The organism is Bifidobacterium callitrichidarum (assembly GCF_003129905.1).
In the GTDB taxonomy this organism is placed as follows: Bacteria; Actinomycetota; Actinomycetes; order Actinomycetales; family Bifidobacteriaceae; genus Bifidobacterium; species Bifidobacterium callitrichidarum.
The window spans coordinates 14966-38115 of the sequence record NZ_QFFM01000021.1; the positions used below are offsets into that span (position 1 = coordinate 14966).

A 23150-nucleotide genomic window follows, 5' to 3' on the forward strand; every position below is an offset into this window, starting at 1 on the left:
ACAAGACCCAAGACGCATCAGGCGGCGGCAAGCCGCTGCAAGAACCAAGAAGAGAAAGCCTGGACCCATGACCACTGCAACCGCAGCATCGACTTCGTTGAAACCCGTCAAGATCACGCCCGAGGAGCTGGACGCCTTCTCCGCCAAGCACCCGCAAGGCAGCTTCCAGCAGACCTCGCAGATGGCCGCCATGGGTGCGTACAGCGGCGAGATTGATTACGTGGGCGTCAAGCGCGGCGGTGACACGGGTGAGCTCGTCGCCGCCTGCTACGTGGTGTACACCAAGGGCCGCCTCGGCCTGGAAGGCTCCGTGTGGTGCGGTCCGCTGTGCGATTACGACGACCCGCAGGTGGTCGAGGCCATGACCGAGGCCCTGCGCCGCTCCGCCAAGGCCCACCACGCCATCAGCGTGTCCTGCTGGCCGGCCGCCGTCTATCAGCTGCATGATCTGGACGGCAAGCCCACCAGCGACCCGGACACCGCCATGATGGAGAACATGGCGTGCTTCGGTTGGCGTCACGGCGGCTTCACCGTGGGCTACGAGAAGGTCATCAACCGCTGGAACTTCATCAAGGGTCTCGATGGCATCCACGACGAGCAGGAACTGCTCGCCTCCTTCTCCAAGTACCGCCGCAAGAACATCCGCATCGCCCAGGATGCCGGCCTGACCGTGCGCCGCCTGCGCCGCGACGAGCTCGGCACGTTCGTGAAGCTGTGCGACATGTCCGCCGCGCGCCAGGGCTTCAAGGGCCGTGACGTGGCCTACTACGAGCGACTGTTCGACACCTTCGGCAGCAACATCGAGTTCAACGTGGTCGAGACCCACTTCGACGAGTACCTGAAGACCCTCGAGACCAAGCTCGCCGCCGCCGACAAGGACAAGCGCAACCTGGAACGCCAGCTGGAACGCGCACGTGCGGCCGCCGAAAACGGCGAAGCTCCCAAGAAGAAGGGCGCCTCCGACCCCGCCACGCTGGAAAAGCGCATCGCCACCGCGGACAAGAAGATCGGCGCACTGCAGCAGGACATCACCAAGGTGCAGGGCATCATCGACTCCGACGGCCCGGTGATCCCGGTGGACGCCGGCGTCTACTTCTGGCATCCGAACGAGGAGGTCTGCCTCTCCAGCGGCGAGGACGACCGATTCATGGACTACTACCCGTCCTCCCTGATTCATTTCCACTCGATGCTGGACTGCATCGCGCGCGGCGTGACCCGGTTCAACTTCTACGGCATCTCCGGCATTTTCGACGAGAACGACCCGTCCTACGGCGTCTGGCAGTTCAAGACCCGCTTCGGCGGCTTCGTGGAGGAATTGCCCGGCAAGTTCACGCTGCCGGTTGACGGCCTGCGCTTCGCGGCCGCCGAAGCCGCGCACAAGCTGCTGCATCGCTGACGCCGGTCTGACGGAAGGGGAATAGTATGGGCACCACATCGTTGAGCACCACGGGCTACACGTTCGGCACCATCACGCCGGACGAACTGGACGAGCTCTCCCGCACCGCCGCCCAGGGCAGCTTCCAGCAGGCCTCCGGGCAGGTCAGGCTCGCCGAGGCGCGCGGCCATGAGGCCGAATGCATCGGCGTGCGCGACGCCGAGGGCGATCTGGTGGCCGGATGCGTCGTCATTTATCTGAACGGCCGGTTCGGTGCCGACGGCTCCATCTACTTCGGCCCGATCCTCACCTCGATCGAACCGGGATTGGTCACGGCCGTCACCGAGGCGATCCGCGATTCCGCCCGCCGTCATCACGCCGTTTCGGTGGCCTGCTGGCCGAACATCACCTATCGCCGCTACTCCTCGCAGGGCGAGCCGGTGAGCACCCCGAACGATACGGTCATCAAGGCGTTCCAGGACGCCGGCTGGCAGCACGGCGGCTTCCACACCGGATATGGCGTGGTCTGCCAGTGGATGTACGTCAAGGACCTCTACGGCACCACCACGGCCAAGGAGCTCATGGCCTCGTTCGGCAAGCGCGCCCAGTGGAGCGTCAAGCGGGCCCAGTCGATGGGCGTGCATGTGCGCGAGATCGGTCCGGACGAATTCGGCGTGTTCGCGGAGATCGAGCGTCAGACCGGAGAACGCCGCGGCTTCGCCACACGCGGCGAGGACTACTTCCGCCAGTTCAAGGAGGCCTACGGCGATGCCGCGCACTTCATGCTCGCGGAGATCCACATCGCCGAATACGTGGCGGACATGACCGCCAAGCGTGAGGTATTGGCCAAGAAGGTGGCCGATCTGCAGGCCAAGTACGACGAACGCCCCACCACGCGCATTGAACGTCAGCTGGGGGAGGAGAGCCGTAACCTGGCCGCCGCCGAGAAGCGACTGGCCGAAGTGGAGGACTTCGCCAAGCGCGGCGACGTGCTGCCTGCCGCCGCCTCGATGTTCGTGAGTCATCCGAACGAAGTGGTCTACCAGTACTCCGGCTCGGTGGAGGAGTACAAGCCGTTCTACGCCTCGGCGCTCATCCAGTACGAGGCGATGCTGCACCTGTGCGTGGAGCAGGGCATCAGCCGGTACAACTTCTACGGCATCTCCGGCGTCTTCGATGATCCGGACGACGAGGGCCGCGGCGTGCTCGAATTCAAGCAGGGCTTCAACGGCTACGCCGAACAAATGGTGGGCCAGTTCACCCTGCCAGTGGACAAACTGCGCTTCGCCGTAAGCACCTGGGCGCACAAACTCCTCAACCGCTAATCGGCATCGGCCTTGGCCGATACAGGTTGCTGTGCCGCGGCTTCAAAAGATAAAGCTCTGTTACACCAAGATTGACATGAATTCCATTGGACTACCCCTCAGTCGGCTTCGCCGCCAGCTCCCCTGACAAGGGGAGCCAAGAATAGAGGGCATGTCAATTTTGGTTTAACAGAGTCGAAGATAAAGCCATGCCTCCCTCTGACGAGGGAGGTGGCATCGGCAAAGCCGATGACGGAAGGAGAGAAGTCGCAGGCGAGCCTGCGGAAAATGAAGTATCGGCCTCGGGCCGATGCCGATGTCGCTAACGACTATCGCCTCACACGCCCATCAGCATATGGGCCACGGCCATCAGCACCAGCGAGATCATCGCGGTCAGGGCCAGCGAGAACCCGGCGAGCTTGGCGTTGCCGAGCACCTTGTCCGTGAACAGCGTGGAGAAGATGGCGATCGGTGCGAGCGAGCAGATCACGGCCACCGCGCGCACCGATGCGGAGAACGGCAGCAGGAACCAAGCCGCGCAGGCGAACGCGATGCTGAACGGCAGTCGCCAGGCCACCACGGCCAGCACCTCCTTCACGTCGTGCTTGGACTGCGGCAGATCCATGAGCATGCCCACCATGAGCATCGAAACGAGCGCGTTCGCATTGCTCAGCGGCTGGCAGAACGTGGCGATCCAGCCGGGTACGTGAATATCGGCCACGGTGAGCAGGATCATCAGCAGATACGTGTCGAACGGCACGGACCCCAGGAAGCTCTTGGCGATGGTACGCAGCAACGCGCGGCGGGCGAGACGCTTGGCGTCCTTGTCTTTCGGTTTCTCATACGGCAGGGTGGGGGCATCGCCCGCGTGCTGTTCGGCCAGCGTCTTGCCGGGCTTGATGTGCAGCAGCTGCTGGGTGAGCACGTTGGTGCCGGCGGCCACCATCACGCAGTTGCCGATATCGAACATCGCGGCTGGCACCACGGCGCCCGCGCCCCAGAACGACTGCACCACCGGGAAGCAGAAGCAGCCCAGGTTAAAACCGGCGCCGTTGAGCATCAGGAAGGCGCGGTCGGTCACGTTGCGCCGGCGCGTGGTCAGGAAGATGAACACCACCGGCAGCAGCGAGCAGAAGAACGCGAACACGGAGATCCACAGCAGCGAGATGTCATGCGGGTTCGTGGCGAAGGAATAGACGATGGCACCCGGCAGCACGATGTTGAATTCGACGGTCTGCAGAATCCGGTAGTCGCTCTGCCCGAACAGGCCGAACCGCCTGAACAGGTATCCGGTGAGAATGATCAGCAACAGGCCGACCGGCGTCAGAATGGCGGACATGGCTCGCTCCCTTCAACCCTTACCACACCACTATCTGCCGTTCGGCGCGGCCGTTGCGCCGTGATTCCGTACCATGGACGGCCATGTCGTTCGGGAGGATGGGTGAATGGGTGCGAGAGACGGGAATCGAACCCGCAAGACCGAAGTCACAGGAATCTAAATCCTGCGCGTCTACCAATTTCGCCACTCTCGCGTATCCCGGCCGGATTCGTGGGGCCTTGAGGGTCCACGCCGATCCGTTTTCCGGGTGATATGCAAAACCCTAGGCGGACGAACCGACCTAGGGTAGTCGAGCCACTTGTCAGAATCGAACTGACGACCTGCTCATTACGAGTGAGCCGCTCTACCGACTGAGCTAAAGTGGCTTGGTTCGCGGGAGGCCTTTCGCCAGCCGCGCACAAGAAAATAAGTATAAGGCATCCTCCGGATTTGTCCAATCGACGTCGCGTCGGCCGTGTCGCATCGGTGCCGGCGTGGTGCGTTTCGGTGCTGTGCGGGGATGCATGTTGGGTTCGCGTGGGACGCGCCGGGTTGGCTTGGGGCGCCGCGTGTCGTTCTGCGGCCGGATGGTTCGCTTTAACTACCGATTGGTCATCTGAAGGGTGTTTCCGAAACGTCGGTTTGCTGCCATCGATGGGACACTGACTGTTTTTGTTCTGTTCATGTCTGCTTTTGTGAGTATTCTGTGGGGTGATACGGAACGCATCCAGCTGCGTGCAAGGACGCTCCAATCAACGAGGAAAGGAAAAATTCCATGGCAATCAATCCTCCTGTTGACGCCACCAAGACCCCCGCGTGGGTCGCGTTGCAGAAGCACTACGACGAGCTTCAGGCCGAGGGCATCGACCTCAAGAAGTGGTTCGCCGAGGATCCCGACCGCGTCAAGGAGCTGAGCTTCGACGCCGGCGATCTGCACTTCGACCTGTCCAAGAACCTGATCAAGCCGGAAACCCTCCGCCTGTTCACCTTCCTCGCCGACGAGGTCAAGCTCGGCGACCGCATCAAGGCCATGTACACCGGCGTGCACATCAACAACACCGAGGACCGCGCCGTGCTGCACACCGCGCTGCGTCGCCCGGTCGAGGACGAGGGCAAGTACATCGTCGATGGCCAGGACACCGTCAAGGACGTGCGTGAGGTGCTCGACCGCATCTACAAGTTCGCCGACGACGTGCGTTCCGGCAAGTGGACCGGCGTGACCGGCCGCAAGATCGAGACCGTGGTCAACATCGGCATCGGCGGCTCCGACCTGGGCCCCGTCATGGCGTACGAAGCCCTGAAGCCGTACGCGGACGCCGGCATCTCCGCCCGCTACATCTCCAATATCGACCCGAACGACCTGGCCGAGAAGACCAAGGGCCTCGACCCGGAGACCACCCTGTTCATCATCGTCTCCAAGACCTTCACCACCCTGGAGACCCTGACCAACGCCCGTGAGGCCCGCACCTGGCTGCTCGAGGAGCTCGAGGCCAACGGCGCCATCGCCGCCGGCGACGAGGCCCAGCGCGCCGAGGCCATCAAGAAGCACTTCGTGGCCGTCTCCACCAACCTGGAGAAGGTCGCCGAGTTCGGCATCGACCCGAACAACGCCTTCGGCTTCTGGAACTGGGTCGGCGGCCGCTACTCCGTCGATTCCGCCGTCGGCACCTCCCTGGCTGTGGTCTTCGGCCCGGCCCGCTTCGAGGAGTTCCTGCACGGCTTCCACGAGATCGACGAGTACTTCGCCAAGACCCCGTTCGAGAAGAACGTCGTGGTGCTGCTCGGCATGCTGAACGTCTGGTACCGCAACTTCTTCAAGGCCGCCTCCCACGCCGTGCTGCCGTACGACCAGTACCTGCACCGCTTCCCGGCCTACCTGCAGCAGCTGACCATGGAGTCCAACGGCAAGTCCGTGCGTTGGGACGGCACCCCGGTCACCACCGAGACCGGCGAGATCTTCTGGGGCGAGCCCGGCACCAACGGCCAGCACGCCTTCTACCAGCTGATCCACCAGGGCACCCAGCTCATCCCGGCCGACTTCATCGCGTTCGTGAACACCCCGAACCCGACCAAGGACGGCGACCAGGACGTGCACGAGCTGTTCCTGGGCAACTACTTCGCCCAGACCAAGGCCCTCGCCTTCGGCAAGACCGCCGACGAGGTGCGCGCCGAGGGCACCCCGGAGGAGATCGTCCCGGCCCGCGTGTTCACCGGCAACCGTCCGACCACCTCCATCTTCGGTGTGGCCCTGACCCCGTTCGCGCTCGGCGAGCTCATCGCCCTGTACGAGCACATCACCTTCGTCGAGGGCACCGTGTGGGGGCTGGACTCCTACGATCAGTGGGGCGTTGAGCTCGGCAAGCAGCTGGCCAAGCAGATTACCCCGGCCATCTCCAAGGATGACGAGGCCCTTGCCCAGCAGGACGCCTCCACCCAGAGCCTGATCGAGTTCTACCGCAAGAACCGCGAGTTCTGATATTTCCTGGCTCCCTCTGATGAGGGAGCTGTCACCGATAGGTGACTGAGGGAGAGATTAAGCCCGGCATCGTATTCGTTGATGCCGGGCATTTTTGTGCCTTGGCGGCACCGCGAACACCGTGAGTTCACCTTTGGGCGGTATCGTGGAAGTGGAGAAAAGCATGGCTTTGCAAGGAGGCACAGCATGACAGCACCATCAACGGCACCACGCGACGCCGAACGGACCCACAACCACGACACCAACTATCCCATGGCCGCCGACGTCTACTTCACCCGTGACATCAGTCCCTCCGGCCTCATGCGCGTCTACGAGGCGTTGGGCGCCCGTCCGCAGGGCAGGGTGGCGGTCAAGCTCAGCTCCGGCGAGGGCGGCAACACGCACTACCTGCAGCCGGCCCTCATCAAGGACCTCATCCAGCATCTGAACGGCACCATCGTGGAGTGCAACACCGCCTACCCCGGCACGCGCGACGTCTCCGCCCACCACTGGCAGACCATCAAGGACCATGGATTCATGGACATCGCCCCCTGCGACATCCAGGACGAGGAAGGCGAGATCGAAATACCGGTCGAGGGTGGCAAACGCATTACCGGCGACATCGTGGGCTCCCACTTCCCGAACTACGACTACTACGCCGTGCTTTCCCACTTCAAAGGCCATATGATGGGCGGCTTCGGCGGCGCACTCAAGAACATCTCCATCGGCATGGCCTCTTCGAATGGCAAGAAGCGTCTGCATTCCGGTCAGGACGAGATCCTGCCCAACCCGTTCAGCGGCGACCAGGACTCCTTCCTGGAGGCCATGGCCGAGGCCGCGACCGCCGTGTTCAACGCGCTCAAAGGCAACATGCTCTTCATCAACGTGATGAACAACCTTTCCGTGGACTGCGACTGCGACGGCAACCCGCACGCGCCGGTCATGGCGGACATCGGCATCTGCGCCTCGCTCGACCCGGTGGCCGTGGACCAGGCCTGCGTGGACATGATCTATGTCTCGCATGACAACAAGGAGCCGCTCATCGAGCGCATCGAATCCCGCCATGGGATCCACACCATCGAGCACGCTGTCGAAATGGGCCTCGGCTCGCGCGACTACCACCTCATCGACCTCGATCAGCGCTGAGCTGACGGCGAAGCGTGATTATCCGCCTCCCTTTGTGCTCCCCTTGTTAGGGGAGCTGTCGTCGGAAGGCGACTGAGGGGTAGTCACTGCCATCGATACGCAAACAGTCGTTTATCAAGGAGTCTTCATCATGCAAAACACCGCAACCACACGCACCCACGCCCTGCCATCCGTCAAATTCCAGTCCGCGGCGGCCGTACTCGCCGTCATCGCGGCCGTGGCCCTGCCACAGGTTTTCCACCTGGCCGGCGCCGCGCTCGGACTAGGCACGGCCCTCGGCCAAACGCTGCTGCCGATGCACCTGCCGGTCCTGCTGGTCGGTCTTCTGGCCGGCCCCTACGCCGGCGTGGCCACCGGTGCGCTCGCCCCGATTGTCAGCTTCGCGCTGACCGGCATGCCGATGGCCCCGATGGTGCCGTTCATGGTCATCGGACTCGCCTCCTACGGCCTGTTCGCAGGTCTGCTGCGCGGGGTCTGCCTGCCCGCCGCGATTCGCTCCCCGTTCGACTGGCTCGCCAAGCTACTGGCCGCGCAGGTGGCCGGTCGCGTAATCGACGCCGTTGCGATCGCCGTGGCCGTGACGCTGCTCGGCAACGCCACCATGACGGTCGCGTCCGTCTGGACCGCCGTCGGCACCGGACTGCCCGGCCTGATTCTCCAGTGGCTGGCGATTCCGGCCATCATGTTCGCCGTGGACCGTCACCACGAGTGACGGGACGGGCCTCTGCATGAACGACAATGCTCTGGAACGCGCCAAGGCCGCGCTGTTGGCCGACCCGTCCGTCGGCTGCGTGGCCTGCCGTGTCCATGCCGGCGGTGACCCGGACGATGATATGGGACGTGACGATCTCGTCGGCTCCGGACTCCGCCGTAGCGGTGGCGATACCGGCTATAGGCGGAACCTCTCCGCCGGCACACACGCCGAATCCGACGAAATCCTCACCGGCTTCGGCCACGGCGTACGTCCGCTGCTGCAATGGCTTGCCGCCGGGCAAAGTCTCATCGGCTATTGCGCCGCCGACCGTGTGGTGGGCAAAGGCGCGGCGCTGCTGTACGCCAGACTCGGCGTCAGAGCCGTGTACGCCGAAACGATGAGCGAAGCCGGCCTCGCCGCCCTGCGGGCCAACGGCATCGCGGCCTCCTATGGCACGCTGGTGCCGGTAATCCTGAACCGTTCGCACACCGGCGTCTGTCCGATCGAGCAGTCCGTGGCGTCCATCGGCGATCCGGCCGCCGCCGAACCCGCCATCCGCGCCGCCGTGGCCCGTCTCATGCGGCGGTGATTTTCCCGAACCGCACATTCCGGGTGAACGATTTCGTGCCGTGGGCTATGCTGGGAATGGAAATCTGAAACATTTCAGAAACCGGCTGGTCGGATGCCGACAATCGACGGCGCGGAACGCCTGCCCGGAATGCCGGTCCGGCCGCTGGTCGCGGGGCATCTGGTATACATCGATGCGAACCGCAATGACCGGCAAACGAGGGGAGAGACCAATGGCCGCGGGCTCACGCAAGCCGACGCTTCATGATGTGGCGAAGCGCGCAGGCGTTTCGGTGGCATCGGTCTCGAACTACCTCAACGACTACCCGTACATGAAGCCCGCCACGCGCGAACGCATCCAAAAGGCCATCGACGAACTGGGCTACGTGACCAACCAACAGGCCCGCAACCTGCGTTCCGGCCGCACGGGCCTCATCTCCCTGTCCCTGCCTGATCTGAACCAGATCTACTTCGCCGAACTCGCCGAGGAGACCATCAAGCAGGCCCGCGAATACGGCTACCGGGTGATCATCGAATCGACCGGTAACGACCGTCAGCGCGAGATCGACAGCGCCCGCGCCATGGCCAGCAACATGACCGACGGCCTGATCCTGAGTCCCACGCAGCTCAGGGCCGAGGACGTCCACGAACTTGAGGGCGACTATCCGCTGGTGGTCCTGGGCGAACGTCTCTTCGGCGCCCCGGCCCCGCACGTGATGATCGCCAACGAATCCGCCGCGCAGGCCGTCACCGAGCATCTGCTGAAAGCCGGCTGCCGCACCATCGCCGTGGTCGGCGGCACGTTGGACGCCTCGCTGCCGTCATCCCGTTCGATGCGCACCAAGGGCTATGCGGCCGCCCTCGCCGACCGTGGCCTGCCGGTGCGGCCCGAACTCGTCCGTGAGATCGGCGAATGGACCAGTGCCGAGGGCGCGAAGGCCGTGCGCGACATGTACGCGCAGGGCATCCGCCCGGACGGCATCTTCGCCCTGAACGACCTGCTGGCCATGGGCGTGATCAGTCAGTTGCGGGAGATGCGCGTGCGTGTGCCGGAAAGCGTGCGTGTGGTCGGTTTCGATGACATCGACGAGGCGAAGTATACGATTCCCTCGATGACCACCGTGGACCCGGACCGTGCGCAGGTGGCCAAATTGGCCATCGAATCGATTCTGAAGCAGCTGGACGATGGGGCGCGCGCGCCGCAGAGCCGGATAGACGTGGCCTTCCAGCTCAAGTACCGTGCCTCCTCGCCGCAGGTGTGAGCCGTAGGAGGGCGGAAGAAGGCCGTGCGCCTGTATGGCCGAATGGCGCAGGCTCACAGGCTTACTGGCCGCCACGCTTGCCGTACTCGTGCGAGCGGCAGTGCTCCCCGATGGGTGGATACGGCGTGTCGCCAATGATTCCAATGGGTTGCACGGTGTCCTCCCATACGTATTGATAACAAATTGACAAACTTCTGAATCGTTATAGAATTATGACCAACAACAAAATCTGAAACGTTCTAGAAAACCGACGCGCAGTGGCGCCGGCAATGACGAAACAACATACCGAAAAGCATCCAGCACACTCCGATGCGTCGGGGCTCCGTGTTTTTCGTGCGTTATTTCTGAAACGTTTCACGAACCTGTGGGAGAACCAAGGGAGGTCACCATGACGGCAAGCGCAGACGGCGTTTCCGTAGGGAAGAAAACGGCAATAGGCCGCGGGGGAGCGGCGTCGGAAGCGGCGCAACGGCGTCGCACCCGCGTCTCGAAGCCCGGCGAATCCATGAACTCATGGCAGAGCAAGCTGCGCCCGTACCTGTTCATCGCGCCGCTGGTCATTCTTTCCGGTATCTTCATCTACTACTGCATCGGATTCACCGTGGCCACCTCGTTCACCGACTGGGACGGCATCTCCGACGAGATGGACTTCATCGGCCTCAGGAACTACGCCAAACTGCTCACCCCGGGTTCGGTGTTCTGGACCGCCCTGAAGAACAACATCATCTTCATGGTAGTCACCGTGGTCATCCAGGCCGGCCTCGGCCTCCTGCTCGCGGTGATCCTCAAGGAGCGGCTGCGCGGCTCGAACGTCTTCAAGGCGATCTTCTTCATGCCCATCGCCATGGCCCCGGTCATCATCGCGGCCATCTTCCGCATCATCATGGATCCGAACGTCGGTGCCATCAACGAGGCCCTGCGGTTCCTGCACCTCGATTTCCTGGCCCAAAGCTGGCTCGGCGACCCGAAGATCGCGCTCTACTCCATCTGCGCCATCAACATCTTCGAATGGATGGGCTTCTCGATGATCATCTACTACGCCGGTCTCATGTCCATTTCGGAGGACATCTACGAGGCGGCCAAGATCGACGGCTGCGGGTTCTGGAACACCCTCTTCCGCATCACCATCCCGAACCTGTCCGGCACCACCAACACGCTCATCCTGCTCGGCATCGTCGGCTCGCTCAAGACCTTCGACATCGTCATCCAGACCACCGGCGGCGGCCCCGGCCGCTCCACCGAATTCCTGAACACCTACCTGTACAAGGCCGGCGTGCAGCAGTTCAACGGCGGTCTGTCCGCGGCCATCGGCGTGATGGTGCTCATCATCGCCGTGATCCTCTCCATCGTCCAGGTCATCGTCAACAACCGGGCCAACCGGTAGGAACGGAAAGGAACGCATCGTGAAGCGCAAAACCAGCACTACGGTGATCATGTACGTGGTCCTGTTCTTCTTCCTGATCATCTGGCTGTTCCCCATCGTCACGGCCATCACCAAGTCCCTGCAGGTGGGCGGCTTCTCCAGCTACCAGTCGGTGATCACCAACCCGGACGTGCACTACTTCCGCGTGGTGTTCAACTCGCTGTTCATCGCCCTGGTCACGGCAGTCGTGGTGGTGTTCATCACCTCGCTCGCGGGCTTCGCCTTCTCCAAGATGAAATTCGCCGGCCAGAACGTCATCTACGTGGCGATGCTCGCCTGCATGGCCGTGCCTATCGCCTCCGTGACCATGCCGCTGTTCTTCACCATCAAGACCTTCGGCCTGACCAACACCTACCTCGGCATGATCATCCCGCTCGTGGCGTTCAACGCTCTGCAGATGCTGCTGCTGTGGCGCAACTACTTCGATGGCATCCCCAACGAGATCATCGAGGCGGCCCGCGTGGACGGCTGCTCCACCTGGCGCATCTACCTGCGCATCCTCATGCCGATCTCCACCCCGATGATCGCCACCACCGGCGTGCTCACCTTCGTCTACTCCTGGAACGAATACCTGATCCCGCTGCTGCTCATCCGCGACGAATCGAAGTACACGGTCACGCTGGCCTCCACCTACTTCATGGAGACCCGCAGCCAGACCCCGGAGATGGTGGCCCAGGAATACGCGGCCCTGATCCTCATGACCATCCCGTCCATCATCGTCTACCTGATCAGCCAAAAGTGGCTGCAGTCCGGCATCACCGCCGGCGCCGTCAAGAGCTGAGGTGAGTGAGATGACAGCAATCACAGCCAATCCCAAGCCGGGCACCGCGGCCGCCACGGTTGTGCCCGACCCGCCCGCATCCGGCACCATCGTCCCGCTCACCTCCCGCACGTACGTGAACCCCGTCCCGTACGCGGACGGCAAGTCCCACACCGCACCGGACCCGTTCGTCCTGCGCTACCGCAGCCTCTACTACTGCTACGCCACCGACGAGCACGGCATCCTCGTCTCCACCTCGCCGGACCTCGTCCATTGGACCTCGCACGGCTACTGCTACACCGAAGCCGGCCGCAGGAACTTCTGGGCCCCCTCCGTGATCCTCATCAACGGCGTGTTCCACATGTACTTCTCGAACATGCCGGAGGATGAGACGGACACCCACACCGAGATCATGCGCGTGGCCACCAGCGAGGACCCGCTCGGCCCGTTCGCCAAGCGCGCGGAGCTGTTCGGCACCTTCGCCATCGACTCCCAGGTGGTCTGGGGTGACGACGGCAGGCTCTACCTGCTCTACGCCGACAACCAGGTCACCGGCCTGTCCGAGGACCGCCCCGGCACCTCGGTGATGATCGACCGCCTCGCCACCCCGTTCGCCCGCGAAGGCAGGCCCCGCCCGCTCATCGTGCCCACGATGGACGAGGAGATCTTCGCCCGCAACCGCTTCGGCGACGGCCGCGACTGGCACACCGTGGAAGGCGCCACCTACTTCACCTACCGCGACCGCGCCTTCATCACCTACTCCGCCAACGCCTACGAGCACGAGGACTACTTCGTGGGCTACTCGGCCGCACCGCTGCCCGCCGACCCGGCCGACGCGCACATCGACACGCTCGAGTGGGCCAAGCAGCTCAACGGCACCAGCTTCGACCCGCTGCTCATCCGCAGCCCGCAGGTGGAAGGCACTGGCCACAACTCCATCGTCCGCGCGCCCAACGCCATCGACGACTGGATTGTCTACCACGGCCGCAACGCCGCCGACGAACTGTATGTGGGCACCGAACAGCGTGTGATGCGCATCGACCCGCTCTACTACGCCGAAGGCGGGCTGGATACACCCGGCCCCACCGCCGACGCCCAGGACGCGCCGCTCGCCGGCACCGTGCACGACGACTTCGCGCATGGACTGGGCCCCGCATGGACCGTGGTGTCCGGCGCCGCACACGCCGCGACCGCGCCGGAATCGGATGGTGGAACGGCAGCGCTCGCCGACGCCGCGCTCGTCGCCGACGAGACCGGCACCTTCATCGCCGTGGCCGGCACCCCTTCCGCCACGCAGGTGGTGGACGTCTGGGCCAAGGCCCCCGTGACGCCGCTGGGCGCGTGCTTCGGCATCATGGTGCGGTACACGGACGACCGGAACCTCACCAAGGTCGAAATCGACGCCGGTCGCGGCCTGATCGCCGTCATCGACGTGATCGGCGGCGTGGCCTCCGAACGTGTGATTCGCCGCGGATTCGACGGCCTCGACCTCAACGCCTGGCACGAATACCGCATCGAACGCCGCTACTGCCGCCTGAACGTGACCATCGACGGACGGTCCTTCGCCTCCTGCACCATCAGCGACGTCCCCGGCCGCACGGGACTGTTCGCCCGCCGCACCGCCGCCGCGTTCAGCGCATACGTGGCCACCGAACATGTGGATCTGTGGGGCGCGCGGCTACGCGACTTCGGCCGCGAGGTCCGGACCGACGAACGTCTGGTCATCGGCGATGGCGTGCGACCGCACGGTGTGCGGCCCGCCACCATCACCCTCGACACGCCGCTCGACGGCAACCGGTTCGTGCTGGACTTCGCCTCCGACACTGACCGCGGCCAGACGCTCATCGCCGTGGACGACTACCGGCTGTCCATCACCGCGGGCGGCGCCGTGCTCATGCACGATGGCGAGACGCTGGACGGAACGGCCCGGCCGGTGCGTCTGCGCGAGATCGGCGGGCCCGTCCGGCGCGACCGGCTTGGCCGTGCGGCGCTCACCGTCCGCATCGAAGCGCTCGACGGCACGCTGCGCATCCACGTGCGCGGCCGCAGCTGGCAGATGCCGCTGGACGGCCCGGACGCCCACGTCCGCATCACCCTCGACCGCACCTCCCTGACCGGATACACGAGGACATCGCTCGTATCCGACGAACGGAAAGGAGCGTGACTGGCAAAGTCCTTCCTCTTCCGTCCTGTCCGATGTCCCGTCCAATGTCCCGTCCAAATCAACCAATCACCATCAACCCCGCTTTCCACAACGGTGTGAAAACACAAGAGAAACAAGGAGAACCATCATGTTCAATATGAAGAAGACGGTTGCCGCCGTAGGCGCGCTGGCCATGTCCGTCGGCCTGCTGGCCGGTTGCGGTTCCAGCTCGGGCGGCGGCTCCGACGAGGGCCTGGGCACCGCGGACAACCCGGTCACCCTGACCTTCTGGACCTGGCAGCCCACCGACGCCCAGTGGAAGACCATCTACGCGGCCTTCGAGAAGAAGTACCCGAACATCAAGATCGACTGGTGGCGCACCTCCGAGATGGCCGACTACCAGAAGAAGCTGCAGACCTCGATGGCCGGCGGCGAGGGTCCGGACGTGTTCGGCGTGCAGGCCGGCTCCACCGTGGAGCAGTACGGCCGCTTCGCCGAGGACATGAAGGACCTGGCGGACAAGTACATGCCCGGCTGGGACTCCAAGGTGGCCGAGGGCGCCGTGGAGCAGACCACCAACTCGGACGGCAAGATGGTGGCCATGCCGACCATCACCTCCGGCTCCGAATACATCCTGTACAACAAGACCCTGCTGGACGAGAACGGCGTCAAGGTGCCCACCACCTACGACGAGCTGGTCGAGGCCAACAAGACCCTCGTCTCCAAGGGCCTGATGCCGCTGGCCCTCGGCGCCAAGGACGGCTGGCATCTGGACGACATCTTCGTGTGGCTGTCCAACCAGTACGGCGAGGGCGACGTGTACAAGGCCGCCGAAGGCAAGGCCAAGTTCACCGACGAGACCTTCGTCAAGACCATGAAGGCCTGGAAGCAGATGATCGACGACGGCCTGTTCCAGGACGGCGCCGTGGGCACCGCCACCTACCCGGACGCCCGCGACAACTACTTCTACGCCCGCAAGACCGCGTTCTTCCCGACCGGCTCCTGGCATGTCTCCGCCGTGCTGCCGAACGATGAGACCAAGGGCACGGCCGTCGAGAAGGACGAGCTGGGCATGATGGAGTTCCCGACCGTGGGCGACAATGCAACCGGTCCGACCACCGGCGTGGACTTCGGCCTGGCGGTGAACAAGGACTCCAAGAAGCAGGAGGCCGCCATGAAGTTCATCGAGTTCATGACCACCGGCGAGGGCCAGCAGGAGTGGATCAACACGCTGCAGGGCGCCCCGGTCGACAAGGACATGAAGGTCGAGGTGCCGTCCGACGCCACCGAATCCGCCAAGGCCAGCATCGACCTGGTGACCAAGGGCCAGGCCTCGTCCAAGCTCCAGCGCAAGCTCACCTCCCAGGAGCTCAACGACGAGATCGGCGTGCAGATGCAGAACATCTACACCGGCGACGCCACCGTCGAATCCGCGCTGAAGGCGATCGAGCAGGTCAACGAATCCATCGAACGGTAGTCACGGCGGTCCGATCCGCATCCATTGAGGGCCGGCTGGCAGGCGCGTCAGCCGGCCCTTTCGTGTCCATAATCTGCCGTACACTTATCGATTGCTGTGTCGAGAGGCAGGCCGCCGCATAAGCCGGCTTCTCCACGGGTCCAGTCCGAACGGCCGCGCGAGTCGCAAGACGAACGCAAGGCCCGACTTTCGGCGGATTGACAGGCTTCCCAAGGGCAAACCCAAGGGATACACGTGAGCGATCGCGCCCCGGCAACGCAACAACACGGGCGTGCGATCCCAAACCTGGGGCTGATATGCGGCAGCACTGAAGGAACAACAATGGTTAACGCTATTGAGGCTTTTGACGCCAAGCACCTCAAGCCGGCCGAGGAGATCCCGGCCTTCCGTCCCGGCGACACCGTCGACGTGAACGTGAAGATCAAGGAAGGCAACAACTCCCGTATCCAGACCTTCACCGGCGTGGTGATCGCCCGTCACGGTGCTGGCGTGCGCGAGACCTTCGTGGTCCGCAAGATCAGCTTCGGCACCGGTGTGGAGCGCCGCTTCCCGGTGCACTCCCCGTCCATCGACTCCATCAAGCTCGTGCGCAAGGGCCGTGTGCGCCGCGCCAAGCTGTACTACCTGCGCGCCCTGCGCGGTAAGGCCGCCCGCATCGTCGAGCGCCGCGACAACTCCGCCAAGTGAGTTCGTCTACCGGTTGGCCGCGTGACCCACGCGAATAAACCGTGAAATTCAGCCCGGAACCGTTTTGGCTCCGGGCTGTTTTCGTAGAACCCGCGTATGATGGACGCGCACCGGCGGCACCGCCGCGGTATGCGCATCGGTTGGAACTCAAGGAGATGGCATGCAGGACGATCAGGACAACGGCGTATTCCCGGCTTCCGTGGCACCCGTGGCACCCGTGGATTCGGCGGGGGAGCGGCCTCGGTCCGATGAATCCCGGATGCCGCAGTCCGTTCCCGGCCTGTCCGATGCGAACGTTGCCGGTCCGGCGGCCGATTCCGGCATGATCGTGTCCGCTGACTTCCGCGATGCCGATGACGCCGCAGATTCCGGCAGCGGGTTGGCCGCGTCCGCTGGCACCGCCGCCAACGATGGCATGATCGTCTCGGCCGACTTCCGCGATGCCGATGCGGCGGAAGACGCCGGTTCCGGAAATCCCGATGATGCTTCCTTCGATGCGACGCCGGGGAACGCCTCGCAGCCCTACGCCGCCGTCGAAACCGAATCCGCCGCCGACGCCGCGGCCCGCGACGCCCGCACCTTCCAGGTGGCCGATCACGGCGTGGACTCCTCGCCGGTGCCGCCCGCCCCGAGCGTGGCGATCGCCGCCGAACTCGCGGACGACGGCTCCCGTGCGGATACCGGCACCGCTGCGGCAGGCGGCAGGGGGCGCAAGGCCCATGCGGCCGCCAAGTCCGCCGACGACCGGTTCACCCTGCGTGACTTCTTCCTGTGGTGCGGCGTGCCCGTGCTCATCGTGCTGCTCATCCGACTGTTCCTGGTCGGCTTCTACGAGATCCCCTCCCGCTCCATGATGGACACCGTGGTGCCCGGCGACCGCGTGGTGGCCAGCAAGATCACGACCAAGATCTCGGGCCTGCAGCGCGGCGACGTGGTCGTCTTCAAGGACCCCAACAACTGGCTGAGCGCGGAACAGAGCAGCGGCATCGGCGGCGGCTACCTCATCAAGCGACTCATCGGCATGCCCGGCGACGTGGTGGAATGCAAGGGCGCCGGCCAGCCGATCACCATCAACGGCGTGGCCATCAACGAGACCTCCTACATCCGTCCCGGCGTGGATCCGAGCTCCTTCCCGTTCTCCGTGACCGTGACCGAGGGGCACGTGTTCGTCATGGGCGACAACCGCGCCAATTCCGCCGATTCCCGCTACCACCAGGACGATGCGGACCATGGTCTGGTGCCCATCTCAGACGTGGTCGGCACCGCATTCGTGCGTTACTGGCCGCTGAACCGCATCGCCGGCATCGACTCCCATCACGAGGTCTTCGCCGACGTCCCGGACGCCTCCGCCAAGTAGTGCGGGACAACTGGGGAGAATCATGGCGATAATCACACCGACGCTGGAACTGGAGCGTGAACTGGCCGCTCAGGGCTACGACCTCATCGTGGGATTCGACGAGGTGGGCCGCGGCGCGCTCGCCGGCCCGGTGATGGTCGGCTGCGCCGCCATCTGGGCCCGCGACTTGGAACCGTTGAACGATACCGATCGGGCGGCCGCCGAAGGGGAATCCGACGAAGCCCTGAGTGATACTGACCGGACGGCCGCCGGGGTGATATACGGCGAAGCCTGCAATGATGCCGACGTGCCGAAGTCACAATTCCTGACCGTCCCGGACGGCGTGGCCGATTCCAAGCTTCTCACCGAACACCGCCGCGAGGCCATCTACGACGAGCTGTGCGACTGGTGCGCCGCCTGGGCCGTGGGGCAGGCCAGCAACACCGAAATCGACGACTGGGGCATCACCTACGCCCTCGGCATCGCCGCTCTGCGCGCCCTCGCCGACGTCGAACGCCAGCTCGGACTCGACGGTTCCCAGTGCGGTACTGCGGCAAATAACTTTGGCTCCCCTCTCCGAGGGGAGCTGTCAGCGGAGCTGACTGAGGGGAGCCCCCGAACCACCGTAACCGCGTCCGCAACAGCCTCCGCTCCCACCCGTCCAATCCGCGTCGGCGCCATCCTCGACGGCCCCAGCGACTACATCACCAAGGCACTCGGTACCTTCGACGCCCCGGACGTGCCCATCCCCGCCGTCGTCACCACCAAAGTCAAGGGAGACCGCAGCTGTGCCACCGTGGCCAGCGCGGCGGTCATCGCCAAAGTGACCCGAGACCGGCTCATGGTGGACCTCGCGCAGTCGGACCCGAAGTACGCGCCGTACGAATGGGCCCACAATAAGGGTTACGGTTCCGCGGCCCACCGTGCCGCCATCGCCGAGCATGGGCCTACCGCACTGCATCGCGTCTCCTGGCATCTCACCTGACGTTTCCCCGGCCATCCGGTCGCTTCCGATCCGATCCGCCCGACCAGAACCGGACATGCGGGCCGGACCAAACGCCCCTTCCCGCGCCGCGACACGACGATGTGAGCGCTAACGCGGAACCGGCCGGAACGCGCTAAAGTCAGAGGAGACATATATCAGCCGGGTCCGCAACGATCGCAGACCCGCCAGCGGGAAGGTTCGGGAAGTTCTATGGTAACCAGCCGCAAGCCAGGCAAACGTCCGTCCATGTTCGAGGTGGCCAAACTCGCCGGGGTCAGCCACCAGACCGTCTCCCGTGTGATCAACAATTCGCCGGACGTCTCCGACGCCACCCGCGCCCGTGTGCAGGCCGCCATCGACCAGCTCGGCTATCGCCCGTCCAATTCGGCGCGCGCGCTGGCCTCCCGCCGTTCGCGCACCATCGGCCTGATCGCCGGCGGCCTCAAGTTCTTCGGCCCGATCTCCGCCATCACCTCCATCGAATCCATGGCCCGCGACCATGGCCTGTTCATGAGCGTGATGATGGTCCACGAGGCGCTGTGCACCCAGGCCGACTTCGACAACCTGTGCGACACGTTCAACGAACAGAACGTGGACGCCTTCATCTTCCTGACCCCCACGGATGTGATGTTCGCCGCCGCCTGCCGGGCCAAGGTGACCCAGCCGCGCGTGATCGTGACCTCCACCCACGGCCAGATGACCGTGCGCGAGGGGCTGAGCCTGCTCACCGCGGATGGCCGCCGCAGCACCGCGCTGGTGGGCATCGACCAGTGGGGCGCCATGGCCAAGGTGGTGGGCCTGCTCGCCGAATACGGCCACAAGTCGGCCCTGTACTTTGCCGGACCCAACGAATGGCGCGACGCCCACACCCGTCTCGACTCCTGGCGCAAGATGGCCGCGGCCAAGTCCATCGACTCGCAGATCGTGCGCTGCCACAGCTGGGATGCGGACGAGGCGTACGCGCACATGAACCACCTGCTGGATGAGTACGGCCGTCGCGGCGCCGCGCTGCCCACCGTGGCCGTGGCCGCCAACGACAGCCAGGCCATGGGCATCTGCCGCGCCCTGCACGAGCACGGCCTGCGCATCCCTCAGGACATGAGCGTGGTGGGCTTCGACGACATGTCCGGCATGGACAACATGTACCCGCCGCTGACCACCGTCCGTCCCGACTTCGAGGGGCTGGGCGTGGCCGCGATGCGCGAGACGCTGCGCCTGCTGGGGGAGAGCGGCGAGCCCGCGTTCCTCGCCAGTCAGCACGGGGTGGGCCTGATCCCCACGCAGGTGATGGCACGCCGCTCGCTGGGCCCCGCGCCACGCCGCTGAAAGCGCGCGCCACGCCCGGAAAGGCAGCCCGAAAGCATTGCGATTCGGCGGTTGTTATCTAACCGTTATCTTTTGGGACACGGTATAAGTTGTGTCGAATACGGGTTATCTGTACAATGATTTCTGGAAATTGTGAGCGCTAACAGCCACCCCAAAGAGGGGGTTCGCGCCCAGGCGTTTTCAAAGACAAGGATAGATATGGCAGCAATCGACAACGCGGCCGAACAGGTCGCCACCATTGCCGAGAAGATCCGCGCGGGCAAGACCACGCTGGGCATCGAATTCGGCTCCACCCGTATCAAGGCCGTCCTCATCGACGACGACTTCCGCACCATCGCCTCCGGCGACTACAGCTGGGCTTCCCACCTGGAGAACGGCCTGTGGAGCTACTCCACCGAGGAGATCTGGGGCGGCCTGCAGCATGCCTACGCCTCCATGGCCAACGACGTGGAGACCGCCTACGGCGAGAAGCTCACGCACATCGGCCACATCGGCTTCTCCGCCATGATGCACGGCTACCTCGCCTTCGACGAGAACGGCGAACTGCTCGTGCCGTTCCGCACCTGGCAGAACACCAACACCTCCGAGGCCCACCAGAAGCTTTCCGAGCTGTTCCAGTACAACATCCCGGAGCGTTGGTCCATCGCCCACCTGTACCAGGCCGTGCTCAACAAGGAGGAGCACGTCTCCAAGGTCGCCTACTTCACCACGTTGGCCGGCTACGTGCACTGGAAGCTCACCGGCAGGAGGGTGCTCGGCGTGGGTGACGCCTCCGGCATGTTCCCGATCGATCCGACCACCCACACCTACGAGGCCGAGTTCATCGAGAAGTTCGATGCCCTGCCCGAAGTGGCCGCCCAGCCGTGGAAGCTCGAGAACCTGCTGCCCACCCCGCTCGTGGCCGGAACCCCGGCCGGCGAGCTCACCGAGGAAGGCGCCAAGCTCCTCGACCCGTCCGGCACCCTGGAGCCCGGCATCGTGCTCGCCCCGCCTGAGGGCGACGCCGGCACCGGCATGGTGGCCACCAACTCCGTGCGCGTGCGCACCGGCAACGTCTCCGCCGGCACCTCCATCTTCGCCATGGTGGTCCTGGAGCACAAGCTCAAGGCCCTCCACCCCGAAGTGGACCTCGTCACCACCCCGGCCGGCGATCTGGCCGGCATGAGCCACGCCAACAACTTCACCTCCGACCTCAACGCCTGGGTGGGCCTGTTCGGCCAGTTCGCCAAGGCGCTCGGCACCCCGGTGGACGCCGGCACGCTGTACGGCACCCTGTTCCGTGCGGCCATCGCCGACGATGTGGACTCCAACTGCGGCGGTCTGCTGAACTACCCGTTCCGCTCCGGCGAGTTCCTGGCCGGCCTGCCCGAAGGCCGTCCGCTGTTCGCCCGCAGCCCCGAGGCCAACATGACCCTCGGTAACTTCATGCGCGCCCAGCTGTTCTCCGCGTTCTCCCCGGTCAAGATCGGCATGGACGTCATGACCAAGCAGGAGCACGTCCAGGTGGACTCCCTGGTGGGCCACGGCGGCATCTTCACCACCCCGAAGGTCGCCCAGAGCATCCTGGCCGCCGCCTTCAACACCCCGATCAAGGTCATGTCCACCGCCGCCGAGGGTGGCGCCTGGGGTATGGCCGTGCTCGCCAACTACCTGTGGAACACCAACGAGGACCACACCAACCTGGCCGACTACCTTGACGGCTGCGTGTTCAAGGACGCCAAGTCCACCACCGAAAGCCCAATCGCCTCCGACGTGATCGGCTTCGAGGACTTCTTCGCCCGCTTCACCAAGGGCCTGCCCATCGAACACACCGCCATCGAGTCCATCGATCTCGAAGACAAGTGACCGTATGGCTTGGCTCCCCTTGTCAGGGGAGCTGGCCGCCGAAGGCGGACTGAGGGGTAGCCGGACAGGTTGCTGTCTGACTACCCACCGGTTTGGCCATCATCGATAACACAAGATTTAGCAAACGTCCATCCATTTCAGTGGAAAGGAAACCAACAATGGCAACTCTGGCTGATTACGGTCCCGAGGTCCGTGCCGAGGTCAAGCAGGTGCGCGAGGTCGTCGCATCCCTGCACGAGCAGCTCATCAAGTGGAACCTGGTTGTGTGGACCGCCGGCAACGTCTCCCAGCGCCTGCACACCGCCGACCTCATGGTCATCAAGCCCTCCGGCCTGCGCTACGAGTACCTGACCCCGTCCAGCATGGTCGTGTGCGACCTGGACGGCAACGTGGTCGACGGCGCCGAGGCCCCGTCCTCCGACACCGCCTCCCACGCCTACATCTACCGCAACATGCCCGACGTCTACGGCGTGGTCCACACCCACTCCACCTACGCCACCGCCTGGGCCGCCACCGGTCAGAACATCCCCTGCGGCCTGACCATGATGGGCGACGAGTTCGGCGGCCCGGTGCCGGTCGGCCCGTTCCGTCTCATCGGCTCCGAGGCCATCGGCAAGGGCGTCGTCGAGACCCTGAAGAAGTACCCGAAGTCCCCGGCCGTCCTCATGCAGAACCACGGCCCGTTCACCATCGGTAAGGACGCCGAGGCCGCCGTCAAGGCCGCCGCCATGACCGAGGAAGTCGCCCACACCATGTGGGCCGCCCGTCAGCTCGGCGACATCATCGAGATCGACCAGGCCGATATCGATAAGCTGAACGACCGCTACCAGAACGTCTACGGACAGCACTGACCCGGCGGAGTGTCCGCGGCATTGCTCCTCGGTCGACGTACCTTCGTACGCCTTCCCTCGGTGCGCTTTGCGGACACACGCCGGCCCAGTGCTTCCAGCACTGATTTGATGGAGCGTCCTCGTCGTTGTGGAAGGCTCGAAGTACCTTCGTACTCCTTCGCCTTCCACGCCTAGAGGCCGCACGCATCAAATCACC

18 protein-coding genes and 2 tRNA genes are annotated in these 23150 nt (G+C 64.6%); 17 read left to right on the forward strand and 3 right to left on the reverse strand.

Annotation, left to right across the window (positions count from 1 at the left end; translation table 11 throughout):
* Positions 1-67 precede the first annotated feature (67 nt).
* The gene (locus DF196_RS09710; RefSeq protein WP_109057635.1) at positions 68-1396 is read left to right on the forward strand and encodes an aminoacyltransferase; all 1329 of its coding nucleotides are present in this window, start codon (positions 68-70) and stop codon (positions 1394-1396) included.
* A 26-nt stretch (positions 1397-1422) separates the two neighbouring features.
* Positions 1423-2700, forward strand: coding sequence for an aminoacyltransferase (locus DF196_RS09715; RefSeq protein ID WP_109057636.1), 1278 nt, complete (start codon positions 1423-1425; stop codon positions 2698-2700).
* A gap of 316 nt (positions 2701-3016) precedes the next feature.
* On the opposite strand, the gene DF196_RS09720 is transcribed toward DF196_RS09715, so the two are convergent.
* From DF196_RS09720 to DF196_RS09730, 3 genes are all read right to left on the reverse strand, one after another.
* Positions 3017-4018: an AEC family transporter gene (locus tag DF196_RS09720; RefSeq protein ID WP_109057637.1), complete on the reverse strand. Its 1002-nt coding sequence runs from the start codon at positions 4016-4018 to the stop codon at positions 3017-3019.
* Positions 4019-4129: 111 nt separating this feature from the next.
* A tRNA-Leu gene (locus DF196_RS09725) sits at positions 4130-4211 on the reverse strand.
* Positions 4212-4310: 99 nt separating this feature from the next.
* Positions 4311-4383, reverse strand: a tRNA-Thr gene (locus DF196_RS09730).
* 389 nt (positions 4384-4772) lie between these two features.
* On the opposite strand from DF196_RS09730, the gene pgi reads away from it, so the two are divergent.
* The 15 genes from pgi to DF196_RS09805 all read left to right on the forward strand — a co-directional run bounded on the left by pgi (position 4773) and on the right by DF196_RS09805 (position 22954).
* Positions 4773-6473 carry a glucose-6-phosphate isomerase gene (pgi, locus tag DF196_RS09735; protein WP_109057638.1) on the forward strand — a complete coding sequence of 567 codons (1701 nt, stop codon included), beginning with the start codon at positions 4773-4775 and terminating at the stop codon, positions 6471-6473.
* Between the two features lie 186 nt (positions 6474-6659).
* Positions 6660-7598: a DUF362 domain-containing protein gene (locus tag DF196_RS09740; RefSeq protein ID WP_206603795.1), complete on the forward strand. Its 939-nt coding sequence runs from the start codon at positions 6660-6662 to the stop codon at positions 7596-7598.
* Positions 7599-7728: 130 nt separating this feature from the next.
* Positions 7729-8310, forward strand: a complete 582-nt coding sequence (locus DF196_RS09745; RefSeq protein ID WP_109057639.1) for an ECF transporter S component — start codon at positions 7729-7731, stop codon at positions 8308-8310.
* Positions 8311-8326: 16 nt separating this feature from the next.
* Entirely contained in the window at positions 8327-8881 is a 555-nt protein-coding gene (locus tag DF196_RS09750; RefSeq protein WP_109057640.1) for a DUF1893 domain-containing protein, read from the forward strand.
* Positions 8882-9092: 211 nt separating this feature from the next.
* The gene (locus DF196_RS09755) at positions 9093-10121 is read left to right on the forward strand and encodes a LacI family DNA-binding transcriptional regulator (RefSeq protein WP_109057641.1); all 1029 of its coding nucleotides are present in this window, start codon (positions 9093-9095) and stop codon (positions 10119-10121) included.
* 388 nt (positions 10122-10509) lie between these two features.
* On the forward strand, positions 10510-11505 hold the full coding sequence (locus DF196_RS09760; RefSeq protein WP_241519680.1) for a carbohydrate ABC transporter permease: 996 nt from the start codon (positions 10510-10512) through the stop codon (positions 11503-11505).
* 19 nt (positions 11506-11524) lie between these two features.
* A complete protein-coding gene (locus DF196_RS09765; RefSeq protein WP_109057643.1) occupies positions 11525-12325 on the forward strand; it encodes a carbohydrate ABC transporter permease in 801 nt (266 codons plus the stop codon).
* Between the two features lie 10 nt (positions 12326-12335).
* On the forward strand, positions 12336-14468 hold the full coding sequence (locus DF196_RS09770) for a glycoside hydrolase family 43 protein (RefSeq protein WP_109057644.1): 2133 nt from the start codon (positions 12336-12338) through the stop codon (positions 14466-14468).
* Positions 14469-14595: 127 nt separating this feature from the next.
* Positions 14596-15924 (forward strand): ABC transporter substrate-binding protein, encoded by a 1329-nt coding sequence (locus DF196_RS09775; RefSeq protein ID WP_109057645.1) that lies wholly within the window; start codon positions 14596-14598, stop codon positions 15922-15924.
* A 321-nt stretch (positions 15925-16245) separates the two neighbouring features.
* Positions 16246-16611: a 50S ribosomal protein L19 gene (gene rplS / locus DF196_RS09780; protein ID WP_109057646.1), complete on the forward strand. Its 366-nt coding sequence runs from the start codon at positions 16246-16248 to the stop codon at positions 16609-16611.
* Between the two features lie 586 nt (positions 16612-17197).
* Complete coding sequence (gene lepB / locus DF196_RS09785; protein ID WP_421728480.1) at positions 17198-17968, forward strand: signal peptidase I; 771 nt, start codon at positions 17198-17200, stop codon at positions 17966-17968.
* Between the two features lie 28 nt (positions 17969-17996).
* Positions 17997-18932: a ribonuclease HII gene (locus DF196_RS09790; RefSeq protein WP_109057661.1), complete on the forward strand. Its 936-nt coding sequence runs from the start codon at positions 17997-17999 to the stop codon at positions 18930-18932.
* Between the two features lie 210 nt (positions 18933-19142).
* The gene (locus tag DF196_RS09795; protein ID WP_109057647.1) at positions 19143-20258 is read left to right on the forward strand and encodes a LacI family DNA-binding transcriptional regulator; all 1116 of its coding nucleotides are present in this window, start codon (positions 19143-19145) and stop codon (positions 20256-20258) included.
* A gap of 198 nt (positions 20259-20456) precedes the next feature.
* Positions 20457-22103 carry a xylulokinase gene (locus tag DF196_RS09800; RefSeq protein WP_109057648.1) on the forward strand — a complete coding sequence of 549 codons (1647 nt, stop codon included), beginning with the start codon at positions 20457-20459 and terminating at the stop codon, positions 22101-22103.
* Between the two features lie 158 nt (positions 22104-22261).
* Positions 22262-22954, forward strand: coding sequence for an L-ribulose-5-phosphate 4-epimerase (locus DF196_RS09805; RefSeq protein WP_109057649.1), 693 nt, complete (start codon positions 22262-22264; stop codon positions 22952-22954).
* Positions 22955-23150: the final 196 nt, after the last annotated feature.